13 protein-coding genes are annotated in these 13,649 nt (G+C 54.0%); 12 read left to right on the top strand and 1 reads right to left on the bottom strand.

Going from position 1 to position 13,649, the window contains the following annotated elements; all coding sequences use genetic code 11:
* Positions 1–104: 104 nt before the first annotated feature.
* Positions 105–902 carry a cytochrome C assembly family protein gene (locus JFC11_RS03015; RefSeq protein WP_038480965.1) on the bottom strand — a complete coding sequence of 266 codons (798 nt, stop codon included), beginning with the start codon at positions 900–902 and terminating at the stop codon, positions 105–107.
* 246 nt (positions 903–1,148) lie between these two features.
* On the opposite strand from JFC11_RS03015, the gene ffh reads away from it, so the two are divergent.
* The 12 genes from ffh to JFC11_RS02955 all read left to right on the top strand — a co-directional run bounded on the left by ffh (position 1,149) and on the right by JFC11_RS02955 (position 13,598).
* Positions 1,149–2,567: a signal recognition particle protein gene (gene ffh, locus JFC11_RS03010; protein WP_198348684.1), complete on the top strand. Its 1,419-nt coding sequence runs from the start codon at positions 1,149–1,151 to the stop codon at positions 2,565–2,567.
* 290 nt (positions 2,568–2,857) lie between these two features.
* The gene (gene rpsP, locus JFC11_RS03005) at positions 2,858–3,106 is read left to right on the top strand and encodes a 30S ribosomal protein S16 (RefSeq protein WP_009724081.1); all 249 of its coding nucleotides are present in this window, start codon (positions 2,858–2,860) and stop codon (positions 3,104–3,106) included.
* A 73-nt stretch (positions 3,107–3,179) separates the two neighbouring features.
* Complete coding sequence (gene rimM / locus JFC11_RS03000) at positions 3,180–3,725, top strand: ribosome maturation factor RimM (RefSeq protein ID WP_198348683.1); 546 nt, start codon at positions 3,180–3,182, stop codon at positions 3,723–3,725.
* Between the two features lie 101 nt (positions 3,726–3,826).
* Positions 3,827–4,588, top strand: a complete 762-nt coding sequence (gene trmD / locus JFC11_RS02995) for a tRNA (guanosine(37)-N1)-methyltransferase TrmD (RefSeq protein WP_038486491.1) — start codon at positions 3,827–3,829, stop codon at positions 4,586–4,588.
* Between the two features lie 202 nt (positions 4,589–4,790).
* Positions 4,791–5,147 (top strand): 50S ribosomal protein L19, encoded by a 357-nt coding sequence (gene rplS / locus JFC11_RS02990; RefSeq protein ID WP_009724084.1) that lies wholly within the window; start codon positions 4,791–4,793, stop codon positions 5,145–5,147.
* 158 nt (positions 5,148–5,305) lie between these two features.
* Positions 5,306–6,187, top strand: a complete 882-nt coding sequence (gene xerD, locus JFC11_RS02985; RefSeq protein ID WP_198348682.1) for a site-specific tyrosine recombinase XerD — start codon at positions 5,306–5,308, stop codon at positions 6,185–6,187.
* The gene (locus JFC11_RS02980) at positions 6,162–6,953 is read left to right on the top strand and encodes a DsbC family protein (protein ID WP_038480976.1); all 792 of its coding nucleotides are present in this window, start codon (positions 6,162–6,164) and stop codon (positions 6,951–6,953) included. Before xerD ends, JFC11_RS02980 begins: the two co-directional genes overlap by 26 nt.
* An 86-nt stretch (positions 6,954–7,039) precedes the next feature.
* Positions 7,040–8,356 (top strand): homoserine dehydrogenase, encoded by a 1,317-nt coding sequence (locus tag JFC11_RS02975; RefSeq protein WP_038486493.1) that lies wholly within the window; start codon positions 7,040–7,042, stop codon positions 8,354–8,356.
* 3 nt (positions 8,357–8,359) lie between these two features.
* Positions 8,360–9,748, top strand: a complete 1,389-nt coding sequence (gene thrC / locus JFC11_RS02970) for a threonine synthase (protein WP_038480979.1) — start codon at positions 8,360–8,362, stop codon at positions 9,746–9,748.
* A gap of 6 nt (positions 9,749–9,754) precedes the next feature.
* Positions 9,755–11,554: a single-stranded-DNA-specific exonuclease RecJ gene (locus tag JFC11_RS02965; protein ID WP_198348681.1), complete on the top strand. Its 1,800-nt coding sequence runs from the start codon at positions 9,755–9,757 to the stop codon at positions 11,552–11,554.
* A gap of 73 nt (positions 11,555–11,627) precedes the next feature.
* Positions 11,628–12,860, top strand: coding sequence for a glycosyltransferase (locus JFC11_RS02960; protein ID WP_198348680.1), 1,233 nt, complete (start codon positions 11,628–11,630; stop codon positions 12,858–12,860).
* A gap of 123 nt (positions 12,861–12,983) precedes the next feature.
* Positions 12,984–13,598 (top strand): YitT family protein, encoded by a 615-nt coding sequence (locus JFC11_RS02955; protein ID WP_038480987.1) that lies wholly within the window; start codon positions 12,984–12,986, stop codon positions 13,596–13,598.
* Positions 13,599–13,649: the final 51 nt, after the last annotated feature.

Genomic DNA, 13,649 nt, shown 5'->3' with positions numbered 1-13,649 from the left:
TATGGCGTATTAGGCTCGATTTTTAGAAGTATGGAAGTGGCCTGTCAAGGCCACTGTTATCAACGCCAAATTAAATCAGTGCTGATAATGCGGTGAGTATAGGTTTAGCGATTGAGCAAGATTTCCAGGACAAACTTGCTGCCAAAGTAAGCCAGCAGTAGCAGTATGCACCCGCCAAGCGTCCAGCGCACAGCGCGCATGCCACGCCAGCCAAAACGATATCGACCCACTAAAAGTGTGGTGAAAATAATCCACGCCCCCAGCGAAAGTACCGTTTTATGCACCAAATGCTGCGCGAACATATTGTCGAGAAAGATCAGCCCGCTGATGATCGAAAGTGTCAGCAATATAATGCCCGACCATACCAGTTCAAACAGCACTCTTTCCATGGTGGTGAGTGGTGGTAGTGATTGCACAATGCCACGAATATGGTGATGGCGCAGTGCTTGGTTCTGCAGGCCGACCAGCACCGCTTGAATCGCGGCAATTGCCAAGACGGCAAACGCCAGCGCAGAGCTGACGGCATGCAGTAAAATGCCGAGCGTTAAGCCGCTTTGGCTCCCCTGGCTCGGTAACCAAGTGGCAAAAATAAGCGCGATACCCGCGAGAGGGAATAGCACGATGCCAGCGTTGAGCACCGGCTTAAACAGGCTGGCGACGAGCACAACGTTGACGGCCACGGCCATCAGAAGCGTTGCGCTGGTTGTGAACCCGGGCAGTAGACCTGGGGCTGAGCTAACAAGCTCCACGACCACTGGGATATGCAGTAAAAGCCCAAGCGCACCAAGTAGACGCACCATGCCCTGGCGTGGTGGCACGCGACGAAATAAAGTCATGCCCTGCCAGATGGCAGCGGCGACATAAAGTATAAAAGCGATCGTGGCGAAAGGGAGCGCCTGCATGATGCTATCCGTGCGCCTTGCAGCGCGTTGTTGAATCCAGTGTCATTTAATCAACGCTGTGAAAGTCAGCGGTGCTAAATCGTTCAAGCTAGAACAGTCTGCCTACTATAACCAATCATAGCGGCGTCGCACAGCCATCGATAACCAATGTTGACGACCATGGAGACTCGCGCGGCGAGCGCGTATAATCGATCCTACATTCGTCCGGTGTGACCGCCCGGCGACAACGACGGAGGCAGAGGCCCCATGTTTCAGAATCTGAGTGAGCGTCTTTCCCAGACGTTGAAGTCGATCAAAGGCCAAGCGCGGCTAACTGACGACAATATCAAAGACACCCTGCGCGAAGTGCGTAAAGCACTGTTAGAGGCAGATGTCGCCTTGCCGGTGGTGAAGGCATTTATTGAGCGTGTTCGTGAGCGTGCTGTTGGCCAAGAAGTCTCGAAGAGCCTCTCGCCAGGCCAGCAATTCGTTAAAATCGTCCAGCAAGAGCTGGAAGCGATTATGGGCGAAGCCAATGAAGGCTTATCCCTAAAAGGCTCACCTGCGGTCGTGTTGATGGCAGGCCTGCAAGGGGCGGGTAAAACCACCTCTGTTGCTAAACTGGCGCGTTATCTGCGTGAACGCGAAAAGAAAAAAGTGCTGGTGGTCTCCGCCGACGTTTATCGTCCAGCGGCGATTGATCAGCTAGAGACGCTGGCAAAAGAAGTTCAGGTGGATTTCTTTCCGTCTCGTTCCGATCAGAAGCCAGTGGATATTGCCACAGCGGCAATCAAACACGCCAAAATTCAATTCCATGATGTCGTATTAGTCGATACCGCCGGGCGGCTGGCCATCGATGAAGCGATGATGGCCGAAATCCAGGCGCTGCATAAAGCAATTTCACCGGAAGAAACGCTGTTTGTGGTCGATGCCATGACCGGCCAGGATGCGGTGAATACGGCGAAAGCATTTCACGATGCACTGCCGCTGACCGGGGTGATTCTCACCAAGGCTGACGGTGATGCCCGTGGTGGTGCAGCACTTTCGGTACGCCATATCACTGGTAAGCCCATTAAGTTTATGGGGGTTGGTGAGAAAGTAGACGCCCTAGAGCCTTTCCATCCGGACCGTGTGGCATCACGGATTCTGGGTATGGGCGATATGCTGTCGCTGATCGAAGAAGCCGAGCGCACGGTGGATAAAGACAAAGCCGCCAAGCTGGCCAGTAAGGTCAAGAAGGGTGACGGTTTTGACCTGGAAGATTTCCGCGATCAGTTACAGCAGCTCAAGAAAATGGGCGGCATGGGTGGCCTGCTTGGCAAACTGCCCGGCATGGGGCAAATGGCTGAAATGGCACAAGGCCCTGGTCCGGAGAAAGAGCTTGGCAAGCTGGAGGCATTGATTAACTCAATGACCCCCAAAGAGCGCCGCAAGCCCGATATCATCAATGGTTCGCGCAAACGCCGTATTGCAGCGGGTGCTGGCCTGCAAGTACCTGACCTGAATCGCCTGCTAAAACAGCATAAGCAGATGCAGAAAATGATGAAAAAAGCAGGCAAAAAAGGCGGGATGCAGAAAATGATGCGCGGCATGTCAGGCATGATGGGCGGCGGCGGGCCGGGTGGTCCTGGCGGCGACGGTGGCATGGGCGGTATGGGTGGCCCCGGCGGTCTTCCCTGGCGTTAAGCCATTGTTAGCAACCTTGTAACGTGCTTGGCAAGGTTGACGGCTTAAGAGTTTTCTGGCTGTCAGGCTTTCCAAGCAGAGCGCATTTGCGTAGAATGCGGCCTCTTCATGCGTGGGTGTTGGCAAAAATGCGCGAGCATCGCCTTACCATCTGCCAGTGAAGAACCTGATGGTACGCAGCAAATCACTGATTTTAGTCTGCAGTGCCGAGAAAATAGTATGACGAGTGTTCTGTTAGCGATCTGCGCTATTGCACACTCTCGTAACCTCAACCGAAGGATAGTTATCGTATGGTTACCATTCGTTTGGCACGTGGTGGCGCCAAAAAGCGTCCCTTTTATCACCTGACTGTTACTGATTCACGCAACGCCCGTGATGGCCGTTTCATCGAGCGTATCGGCTTCTTCAACCCGGTTGCCCGTGGTCAAGAAGAGCGTCTGCGCGTTGATCTTGAGCGTGTTACTCACTGGCAGAGCCAAGGCGCCCAGTTGTCTGGTCGTGTTGCTGAGCTGGTTAAAGAAGCGCGTAAACAGGCTTAAGCCGGTTAATGCGTGACTGTCAGTAAGTGATAGTAGGTGATGTTGTCGTTGTAATTTGTTGGAGCGGTCGTCGATGACGCGTTTTGAAACTAGCCATACAGACGACGCACATGTGGTGCTTGGTAAGCTAACTAGCCCTCACGGGATTAAAGGTTGGCTTAAGGTCTACTCCTATACCAATCCCATAGACAGCATCATGGAATACCCAGAATGGTGGGTGCGCCAAGGGGAATCCCTTACGCGCATGACCGTGATTCAGGGACGTCGGCAAGGCAAGGGTCTTGTGGTGCAGCTAAAAGGTGTTGATGACCGAACGGCAGCCGAAGCGCTGGCGCAAACGCACATTCTGATGCCGAAAGAGGCACTGCCTACGCTTTCCGATGATGAGTATTACTGGCATGAGCTTGAAGGCTTAACTGTCTTCACTCAGTCAGGCGAGCGGTTAGGGCAGGTCAGTTACCTGTTTGAAACCGGCGCAAACGATGTCATGGTGGTGCGCGGTGATAACGACGCAATTGATAAGCGTGAGCGGCTGCTACCTTTCTTACCCGATGATGTAATTGTTGAAATCAGCCTCGAAGATGGCCGTATGGTCGTGAATTGGGATCCTGAGTTTTGAAAACAGGTTTGAGTAAGCAGTTGTCGAGCGAGCTCACAGTAACTGATTCAACTGTTACTGCAGCAAACGGTGAAGAAAGCAGCTTAATGGATGCTCCCGCGATGTGGATTGGCGTGGTATCGCTGTTTCCAGAGATGTTCGATGCGATTACCCAACAAGGTGTGGTTGGTCGAGCGGTAGAGAAACAGCGTATTGCCCTGGAGTTTTGGAATCCGCGCGATTACGCCACCGACCGCCACCGCAGCGTGGACGATCGCCCTTACGGCGGCGGCCCCGGTATGCTGATGAAGGTAGACACCCTGCGTGCTGCTATCTTTGATGCTCGGCAACGAGCAGAGCAAGCGACGGGACAATCGCCCACCGTGATCTATCTCTCGCCCCAAGGGCGTAAGTTGGATCAGCAGGGTGTTCAAGCGCTCGCCTCAGCAGGCCCTCTCGTAGTGGTCGCTGGGCGCTATGAAGGCATTGATGAGCGCGTGGTGGAAAGTGACATTGATGAAGAATGGTCAATTGGTGACTATGTGCTGAGCGGTGGTGAGTTGCCAGCAATGGTGCTAATTGACGCGGCGGCACGGCTGGTACCCGGTGTGTTGGGTCACCAGGATTCCGCTATCGAAGACTCGTTCAATGATGGCTTGTTAGACTGTCCGCACTATACCCGTCCTGAGACGATTGACGGGCGACAAGTGCCTGATGTGCTGTTAAGCGGTAATCATGCGGCCATCAAGCGCTGGCGGTTAAAACAGTCGTTAGGCCGTACATGGCAGCGCCGTCCTGATTTATTAGCAGGGCGTACGCTTGATGCCGAGCAACAGCGGCTTCTAGACGAGTTTATCGAGGAACACGCTCTGTCAACTAAGTGATTGTTCTTCAATTGCATAGAACCGAGCGGCGGTGCAGGGCAAATTAGGCAGATAGTCTGTGAGACAGTTAGTCTACGAGACTTAGCCTACGCACCTGCGTCACCCATAACGACTCCCGCGTAGCTCGCTTCGAGCGCCGGGATCACGGTTTGCCCCTTCCACAACTGCGTGGCAAGCCATTACGTTATTTAGGAGTATGAAAATGAGCAGCAAGAACAAGGTGATCCAGGCGATCGAATCCGAGCAAATGGGCAAAGAGATTCCGGCCTTTGCACCGGGCGACACCATCGTCGTTCAGGTTAAAGTAAAGGAAGGTACTCGTGAGCGTCTGCAGGCGTTTGAAGGTGTGGTCATCGGTAAGCGTAACCGTGGCCTGAACTCCGCTTTCACCGTACGTAAAATTTCTCACGGTGTTGGTGTTGAGCGTACTTTCCAGACCTACAGCCCGTTGGTTGACTCTATTGAAGTCAAGCGTCGCGGTGACGTTCGTCAAGCCAAGCTGTACTACCTGCGCGAGCGCAGCGGCAAGTCGGCGCGTATCAAGGAAAAGCTGGCTTAACTGCCACTTTTTCACGGGCGCACGCTGTTTTTGACATGCGTAGTTTTTGAAATGCGCAGTTTTTGACATGCGTCGCGCTCGGATACCAAGACCCCGTCACCGCTTTGCGGGGCGGGGTTTTTGTTTGTGTGGTACCACCGTCAAGAGACCGTTAGCCTATGAGCGTGATAGATGCCTATCTAGATGCCTTATGGTTAGAGCAAGGGGCAAGCGACCATACGTTAGCGGCCTATCGGCATGACTTAACTGCTTGGCAACAGCAGCTCGAAAGTGCGGGAGAAACACTGTTAACTCCTTCATCAGAGCGTTTTAGCGAGTGGTTGGAATTACGTCGAGAACAGGGCTATCAACTACGCAGTAATGCACGGCTACTCTCGTCGCTGCGCAGTTTTTACCGTTGGGCACGGCTTTATGGGCATATCGCCAGCGACCCATTGGCCAATGTGTCGCTGGCGCGGGTACGCCCTAGCTTGCCGAATACCCTGGAAGAGGAAGAGGTTGAGCGTCTGTTGCTCGCCCCTGATATCAGCACCTCGCTTGGAGTTCGCGACCGCACCATGCTTGAGCTGTTGTATGCCTGCGGGCTACGCGTGTCGGAGCTGGTTGGACTGACTGGCGATGCGGTCAATCTTCGCCAAGGGGTTGTTCGCGTAAGAGGCAAGGGCGATAAAGATCGGCTGGTGCCAATGGGTGAAGAGGCTGCCGAGTGGATAGGGCATTATGTGAAGACGGCTCGGCCTGCGCTGATGCAAGATCCTACACGGCCCGCGCTGTTTCCTGGGCGAGCAGATAAAGCCATGACGCGGCAAACGTTTTGGCACCGCATTAAAGCCCACGCTATCACTGCGGGTATTACTCGGCCCTTGTCGCCTCACACGTTACGCCACGCATTTGCGACTCATTTATTGAATCATGGTGCTAATTTGCGGGTCGTACAGCTGTTGTTAGGTCATAGCGACCTATCTACAACGCAAATTTATACGCATGTTGCCCAGGCGCGCCTGGAGCAATTGCATGCCGAACACCATCCGCGAGGTTGAAGATACAATGCATCAACGTATGTCTTTAGTTGCTAAATCCTGTGTTCCCTGGCTGGCGCTTGCGGGGTGTTTACTGCCTGCTGTTGCCAGTGCTGACTCCGTTTCCGAGTATCTGACGGAGAACTTGCAAGTTAACGGCCAGTCAATGCCGGTGGAGCAGGTAAACGCAACGCCAATGGACGGGGTGTACCACGTTGTTCTGGAAAGTGGTGAATCTTTTTACTCCAATGCCGATGGTAGCCACTTTTTGGTAGGGGACCTCTATCAAAACGCGGATAATGGTTTGGTTAACTTAACCGAGCAGGCGCGTAACCAAGAAAGGGCTACAGTGCTTGCTGCCATTCCAGCGAGCGAGCGAGTCGTTTTTCAAGGTGTGGGTGAGCCGAAAGCTACGGTAATTGTGTTTACGGATCCTACCTGCCCATACTGCGAGCGGCTACATGAAACGGTGCCTGAGCTTAACGAGCGCGGCATTGCAGTGCACTATATGGCCTTTCCACGCGCAGGCATGGGCAGTGGTGCTGCGACGACGCTTGAGCAAGTGTGGTGTTCGGATAACCGTAGCGAGGCCATGACTCAAGCTAAACAAGGCCAAACGCTTGCGGCATCGGCAAACTGCGATAACCCCGTTGCCGATCAGTACGAATTAGGTAAGGCTGTGGGCGTGCAGGGTACTCCTGCGATTGTGTTGCCCGACGGGAAAATGGTGCCAGGGTTTGTACCCCCCGACCGGCTCGTTAGCATGTTAGGCTTGGAAGACGAATAACGTCACGTGCAGTGACGAACGATAGCGCTGAGACACTGATTTAAGAGGCGGCACCTATGGGTGCCCATCACGAAAGGGGAAGTATTTTGAAACCGGTAAGAGTAGGCATTTGTGGGTTAGGTACGGTCGGTGGCGGTACATTTAACGTCTTAACACGTAACGCTGATGACATTAGCCGTCGTGCTGGCCGCCCGATTGTGATTGAACAGGTTGCCCACCGCAGTATTCACCCTGACTGCGATATTACCGGCATTAATGCGACTTCTGACGTGTTTGAGGTGGCTAATAACCCTAACGTGGATGTGCTGGTAGAGCTGATTGGTGGCTACGATATCGCCCGCGAGTTGGTGCTAACGGCGATTGAAAACGGCAAACACGTTGTGACTGCCAACAAGGCATTGATTGCTGTTCACGGTAATGAAATTTTCCGCGCCGCGCATAAGAAAGGCGTCATTGTTGCCTTTGAGGCGGCTGTGGCGGGCGGTATTCCGGTCATCAAATCGCTACGCGAAGGCCTTGGTGCTAACCGTATCGAGTGGGTAGCGGGCATCATAAACGGCACCGGTAACTACATTCTCACCCATATGCGTGATGAAGGTCGCGCGTTTGAAGACGTGTTGGCCGAAGCCCAAGCGCTAGGTTACGCGGAGTCTGACCCCACTTTCGACGTGGAAGGTATCGACGCTGCCCATAAATTGACCATCCTGGCGTCAATTGCCTATGGCGTGCCGCTGCAGTTTGATAAAGCCTTCACCGAAGGTATTTCTCGCATTACTGCAGAAGACGTCGAGCAGGCCGATAACCTGGGTTACGTGATTAAGCATCTGGGCATCTCTAAACGGACTGATCAAGGGCTAGAGCTCCGAGTTCACCCGACGTTGATTCCTAAAGAGCGCCTGCTGGCGAATGTGCACGGCGTTAAAAATGCGATTGCTGTGATGGGCGATGCGGTTGGTCCAACACTTTACTACGGCGCTGGCGCCGGTGCTGAGCCGACAGCGTCTGCCGTCGTAGCCGACCTGCTGGATGTTGCCCGTGATATCGCCACGGATCACCACTACCGGGTGCCTTACCTAGCGTTTAGCGGCATCGACGATGATGCCAGTCAACTGCCTATTATGCCGATGGAAGATATTACCACAGCGTATTATCTGCGTCTGTTGGCGGTGGATCGCCCGGGTGTGTTGGCGCGTGTTGCCACCATTCTGGCCGAGCAGGGCATCTCTATTGAAGCGCTGATCCAGAAAGAGGCTACTGAAGGTGAGTTGGTGCCGATCATTTTGCTGACGCATCGCACAAAAGAGAAACAGATGAACGATGCTATCCGTGAAATCGAGTCCATGGCGGATATTGCTGGGCCGGTTACCCGTATTCGCGTTGAAAGTCTGAGCGAAGGGGAGTAACTCATGCGTTATATCAGCACGCGTGGCCAAGCGCCCGCGCTCTCCTTTGAAGAGGTTGTGCTAACCGGAATGGCCAGCGACGGCGGACTTTATGTGCCGGAAACGCTGCCCGAGTTTTCTAAGGAAGAGCTGGCCAGCATGGCTGGCCTTTCCTACGCCGAGATTGCTTTTCGGGTCATGAAGCCGTTTGTAAATGGTGAAATTGACGACGATACCTTCCGTCGCTTGGTGACAGAAGCTTACGCCACGTTCAATCATGACGCCGTTGTGCCGTTAAAGCAGTTGAATGCCAATCACTTTCTGCTAGAGCAGTTCCATGGCCCAACGCTGGCGTTTAAAGATGTCGCGCTGCAGCTGCTAGGGCGGCTACTGGATCATTTCCTGAAAAAGCGTGGTGAACGTGCCGTCATTATGGGCGCGACCTCTGGGGATACCGGTTCCGCGGCTATTGAAGGCTGTCGCCACTGCGATAACCTCGATATTTTTATTCTCCACCCGCATAACCGCGTGTCTGAAGTGCAGCGCCGCCAGATGACGTCGGTGCTCGCCAACAACGTCTTCAATATTGCTATCGAAGGCAATTTTGATGATGCCCAGGCAATGGTTAAGGCGAGCTTTGCTAATCAGGATTTCCTGAATGGCACGCGCTTAGTGGCGGTGAACTCGATCAACTGGGCGCGCATCATGGCGCAGATCGTGTACTACATCGCCGCTGGTGTTGCATTGGGCGCGCCTCAGCGAGAAGTGAGCTTCTGCGTTCCGTCGGCTAACTTCGGTAACGTCTTCGCAGGCTACATGGCGTTTAAGATGGGGCTGCCGGTGAAGCAGTTCATTATTGCCACTAATGCCAACGACATTCTGCATCGCACGCTTGCCGCCAATGATTTCTCCAAGAAAGAGTTGGCAGCGACCCTCGCGCCGTCAATGGACATCGTTGTTTCGTCAAACTTTGAGCGTTTGCTGTTTGATGCTTACGACCGCGATGGTGCCGCTGTGGCAGCGCTACTAGAACGCTTCCAGCAAGAGCCTACGGCGCTTGCCGATGCACCGCTGGCCAAGCTGCGCGAAAAATTCGCTAGCCATAGCGTTGATGATGCGACCATTCTGGAAGTCATTCGTGAAGCCCATCACCGTACTGGGGAGATCCTTGACCCCCATACGGCCACTGGCTATCGCGCTGCAGAGCGCGCACGAGTGGATACCACGACGCCGGTGATTACGCTTGCTACCGCGCATCCGGCGAAATTCGCTGAAGCCGTGGTCAAGGCAGGTTTCCAGGGTGTGCCGTTGCCCACTCATATGGATGATTTGCTTGAGCGCGAAGAGCGTTACACGGTGCTGCCCGCTGAGCTGAGCGCCGTGCAGCAGTTTGTCGCTGACAATCGGCGCTGAGGCGTAATGGCCGACGAACCCGCACTTGCGCAGCAGAACGCCAATCAGCCACGCTTAGAGCCTCGTCCACTGGACGAGGCTATCTATGTGCGTGCCCAAGCGGAAGGCTTAAGCGAGCTACAAGCACGGCTATTGGCCTCACGATTGCCGGGCTATAAGGGCGAGCTCGCACCGCTGGTGGCGCCGAGTTTGCGTTACTTGGCGCATCCAGAAAAGCTAGCCGATGGCCGCCGTGCCGCTGAACGTATTGCCCAGGCAGTGGCAGAAGGGGAATCCATCGGCATACTCACCGACTACGATGTGGACGGCATCACCTCCCATGTGGTGATTCGGCGTACGTTGGTGGAGCTGTTTGGCGTATCCGAACACAAGTTACATAGTTTGATTGGCCACCGTATCCACGATGGCTATGGCATTAGCCTGCCGCTGGTGGAGCGCACACTTGGTTTAAAACCGCTGCCCTCGCTGGTGATTACCGCCGACTGCGGCAGCTCAGATGAGCCGCGAATTGCACGCTTGAAAGCCGCTGGTATTGATGTGGTAGTCAGCGACCACCACGCGCTGCCGTTGGAAGGCCCACCGCCTTCTGCCTATGCCTGCGTTAACCCGACACGCAGTGATTGTGACTATCCCGATAAAACGATCGCCGGGTGCATGGTGGCATGGCTTTTGATGTCACTTGCCCGTGGCGTATTGATTGAATGGGGGGCAATGCCTGATGCGACACCTAAGCTATCACCGTGGCTTTCTTACGTTGCACTGGGCACCGTAGCGGACTGTGTTTCGCTGGGCGGTAGTCCGGCTAACCGCGCAGTGGTCAACTACGGATTAACGCTGATCAACCGTATGGACGCTGCCTGTTGGCGCGCCATGGCGGCGCGGCTTGGGGCAGATAGTGTGCCATTTAACGCTGAAACGCTGGCGTTCCAAATGGGGCCACGAATTAACGCTCGCTCACGGCTGGATGACCCCTATGCGGCGTTACATTTTATGCTCGCGGAAAGTGATAGTGTCGCCAATCGTCAGCTAGAGGTGCTTGATCAAGACAACCAGTCTCGCAAGGCGATTGAAGCGGACATGGCGGAAGAAGCGCGTGCACTTGCCGTTTCGTCGCTGGAGGCTAATGAGCCTGCTGTGGTGGTACTGCTGGAAGATGGCCACCCTGGCGTGCAAGGTATTGTCGCTTCGCGGTTAGTGCAGGCCTATGGCCGCCCCGCGTTGGTGCTGACCCGCGCGGCGGCGCCCAATATGTTGACCGGTTCTGGTCGCTCGATTGATGGCCTGCACCTACGGGATGCGCTGCAACGTACCTTTGAGCTAGCTCCTGAGTCGCTACCGCGCTTTGGCGGCCATAGTGGGGCGGCGGGTGTCGGCGTACCAAGAGAACAGTTAGCGGCCTTTAAAGCTGCTTTTTTACAGGCCGTTGGTGAGCAACTGGGCGATACACCGCTTTATCCGCGGCTATGGACAGATGGCGAGCTCTCTACGTCGCAGCTATCTCTGTTAACGCTAAGCGAAGTTGAAGCGCTTGGCCCTTACGGGCGTGAGTTTGACCCGCCACTATTTGAAGGGCGCTTTATTGTTGAAGCACTACGCCCAGTAGGTGCTGAAGGTTCTCACCTGATGATGGAACTTTCCATGGGCGCGGTGACTAGCAAAGCGATTTGGTTCCGGGCGTTAACGCCGGGGGAGCTCCCCTCATTTAGCGTGGGCGACACGCTGCACTGCGCCTATAAGCTCAATCGCAACCGCTGGCGAGGACGAGAGTCCTTGCAGTTGATGGTAGAGCACGCCAGCCCTGTCTAATTCTCTTTGCTATTCGCGGATTTTAGTCAGTGGACAACATCGTTTGATGGTTGAATAAGACAGGAAACCTGGTATGTCAGACTCGCTTAGTGGTAGCAATGTGGCTGCCAGACCGTCACGTATCCTGTTTTTCCCTCTGGGGTGGGTGCTTGCGCATACAGTGCGTTGTATCGAGATAGCCAACGTACTGCGCCAACGTGGGCACGAAGTGATTTTCGCGGGTGATGATCCTAACCATCCCAGCTCTCGCTTGAGCCTTGTTCAGGAAGCAGGGTTCCCTCTTATCTATGCTCGAGAGCCGAATCTTCCCGATATATGGATACGCTTCCAACGTCTTGGCTGGAAAGCCTCCTTTTGGGATATGGTGCACCTACGCTATTGGGCGCCTCTAACCAAGATTATTGAGTCCCAGTTGCAGGCTATCGAACAGGTCAAACCTGATTTAGTGGTGGGTGATGCCACGGTAAGTGCCAGTACTGCCGCGTACATTGCCGGCGTCCCGTGTGCTGGCATCATGAATGGCTATGCCGCAAGACTGTTAACGCCGCCAACACCTACTTACTACGCTGCTAAAGGCTTAGACCGCTATTTACTGTCTGGTATCCGACGGCGACTTTATCAGAAGTATCAGCGGCCAGACCGAAATGCCTTTGACATGCTCTATCACATGCCAATGATTTCGCCTGATTTACCAGGGCTCTACAGCTTGCCTAAACGGTTTCGCGATTATCATATGGTAGGGCCGATCTCCCCAGATCTAACGGCCCCGTTACCTGAATGGTTTGATGAGCTCCAAGATGGCACGCCCAATATTTATATCACCATGGGGTCAACAGGGTTGTTAGAGCATTTCCTGCGCAGCACGTATCCCACGTTGGGAGCGCTGCCTTACCGTTTTATGGTGACCACCGGTGGTCAGGTAAGCGAAGAGGTGATGAACGCTGCCCCGAGTAATTTTCGTTTTACGCGCTATGCGCCTGGCTCACAGCTCTTGGCGCATGCCCGAGCAATGCTATATCACGGTGGCAATGGCAGTATGTATCAGTCATTAGCGGCGGGTGTGCCAATGCTGGCGCTGCCTGCCCACTATGAGCAGCGTCTCAATGCTCAAATTGGCGTGCGCCAAAAATTCGGCTTGCAGATGTCAGTGCGTAGAATTAACCCCAATAAATTGGTGCGACAGCTAGAGCGACTAATGCATGAGCCCGTATTTCGTCAATCTGCCCAGCGTTTTTCAAGCGCCGTGCAGAAAGCAAATGGGGCAGCCAATGCAGCCAATATACTAGAGAGTGCGCTGGGGCGCTGATGAAATAAGAGCCATTGAGCGTCGGAAATACGTTCTCCCTCCCCGGTGATTCTCTGTAAAGACACTGACGTTGCAGAGTCTCTTGGAAGAAGTGCTCGAATAATTCTACAAAAGGACATCCTCATGCGGGACGATCTGCCTAAAGATCCGCATAAATACTATGAAGATATGATGGCCATGGTACTTGGCACGCTGTTTGTTGCTTTAGGTGTGGCATTTTATACCCATTCGGTATTGATCACTGGCAGCACCGCTGGGCTGGCATTACTGCTGAATTACGTGACTGGGTGGGGATTTGGCTTCTGGTTTTTTGCCATCAATGTACCATTTTACTATTTGGCCATTAAGCGCATGGGGTGGAGTTTTACGCTGCGCACGTTTGCCGCTATCGGTCTCGTGTCGTTGTTTTCTGAACTCACCCAAGGTTGGGTACAGTTCGCCAATGTTCCGTCGCTGTACGCTGCGTTGATGGGAGGCGCTTTAATGGGCATAGGCATGTTGATGTTGTTCCGGCATCGAACCAGCCTTGGGGGAATTAATATTCTCGCGCTCTATCTGCAAGAAAAGCATGGCCTGCGGGCAGGCTATGTGCAACTGGGGATCGACGGGCTAATTTTGCTGGTGGCACTGACCCAGCTACCGCTAGACCGCGTGGGTTACTCCGTGTTGGGGGCACTGACGCTGAATTTGATTATTGCCTTGAATCACAAACCAGGGCGGTATATCGGTGTTAGTTAAATAGAACTAACGAGACAGGTCGCTAGAGATTTCTTATCAAGCAGGGTAATT

The sequence above is a fragment of the Vreelandella alkaliphila genome, assembly GCF_016107625.1.
Taxonomy (GTDB): Bacteria; Pseudomonadota; Gammaproteobacteria; order Pseudomonadales; family Halomonadaceae; genus Vreelandella; species Vreelandella alkaliphila.
The sequence above is the reverse complement of the archived record's forward strand: the minus strand, read 5'-3'. Positions and strand labels throughout refer to the sequence as shown.

What these genes read in the sequence shown, in the direction of transcription:
- JFC11_RS03015 (WP_038480965.1), bottom strand. Translation starts at nt 902, where the DNA reads ATGCAGGCGCTCCCTTTCGCCACGATCGCTTTTATACTTTATGTCGCC.
- ffh (WP_198348684.1), top strand. Translation starts at nt 1,149, where the DNA reads ATGTTTCAGAATCTGAGTGAGCGTCTTTCCCAGACGTTGAAGTCGATC.
- rpsP (WP_009724081.1), top strand. Translation starts at nt 2,858, where the DNA reads ATGGTTACCATTCGTTTGGCACGTGGTGGCGCCAAAAAGCGTCCCTTT.
- rimM (WP_198348683.1), top strand. Translation starts at nt 3,180, where the DNA reads ATGACGCGTTTTGAAACTAGCCATACAGACGACGCACATGTGGTGCTT.
- trmD (WP_038486491.1), top strand. Translation starts at nt 3,827, where the DNA reads ATGTGGATTGGCGTGGTATCGCTGTTTCCAGAGATGTTCGATGCGATT.
- rplS (WP_009724084.1), top strand. Translation starts at nt 4,791, where the DNA reads ATGAGCAGCAAGAACAAGGTGATCCAGGCGATCGAATCCGAGCAAATG.
- xerD (WP_198348682.1), top strand. Translation starts at nt 5,306, where the DNA reads ATGAGCGTGATAGATGCCTATCTAGATGCCTTATGGTTAGAGCAAGGG.
- JFC11_RS02980 (WP_038480976.1), top strand. Translation starts at nt 6,162, where the DNA reads ATGCCGAACACCATCCGCGAGGTTGAAGATACAATGCATCAACGTATG.
- thrC (WP_038480979.1), top strand. Translation starts at nt 8,360, where the DNA reads ATGCGTTATATCAGCACGCGTGGCCAAGCGCCCGCGCTCTCCTTTGAA.
- JFC11_RS02965 (WP_198348681.1), top strand. Translation starts at nt 9,755, where the DNA reads ATGGCCGACGAACCCGCACTTGCGCAGCAGAACGCCAATCAGCCACGC.
- JFC11_RS02960 (WP_198348680.1), top strand. Translation starts at nt 11,628, where the DNA reads ATGTCAGACTCGCTTAGTGGTAGCAATGTGGCTGCCAGACCGTCACGT.
- JFC11_RS02955 (WP_038480987.1), top strand. Translation starts at nt 12,984, where the DNA reads ATGCGGGACGATCTGCCTAAAGATCCGCATAAATACTATGAAGATATG.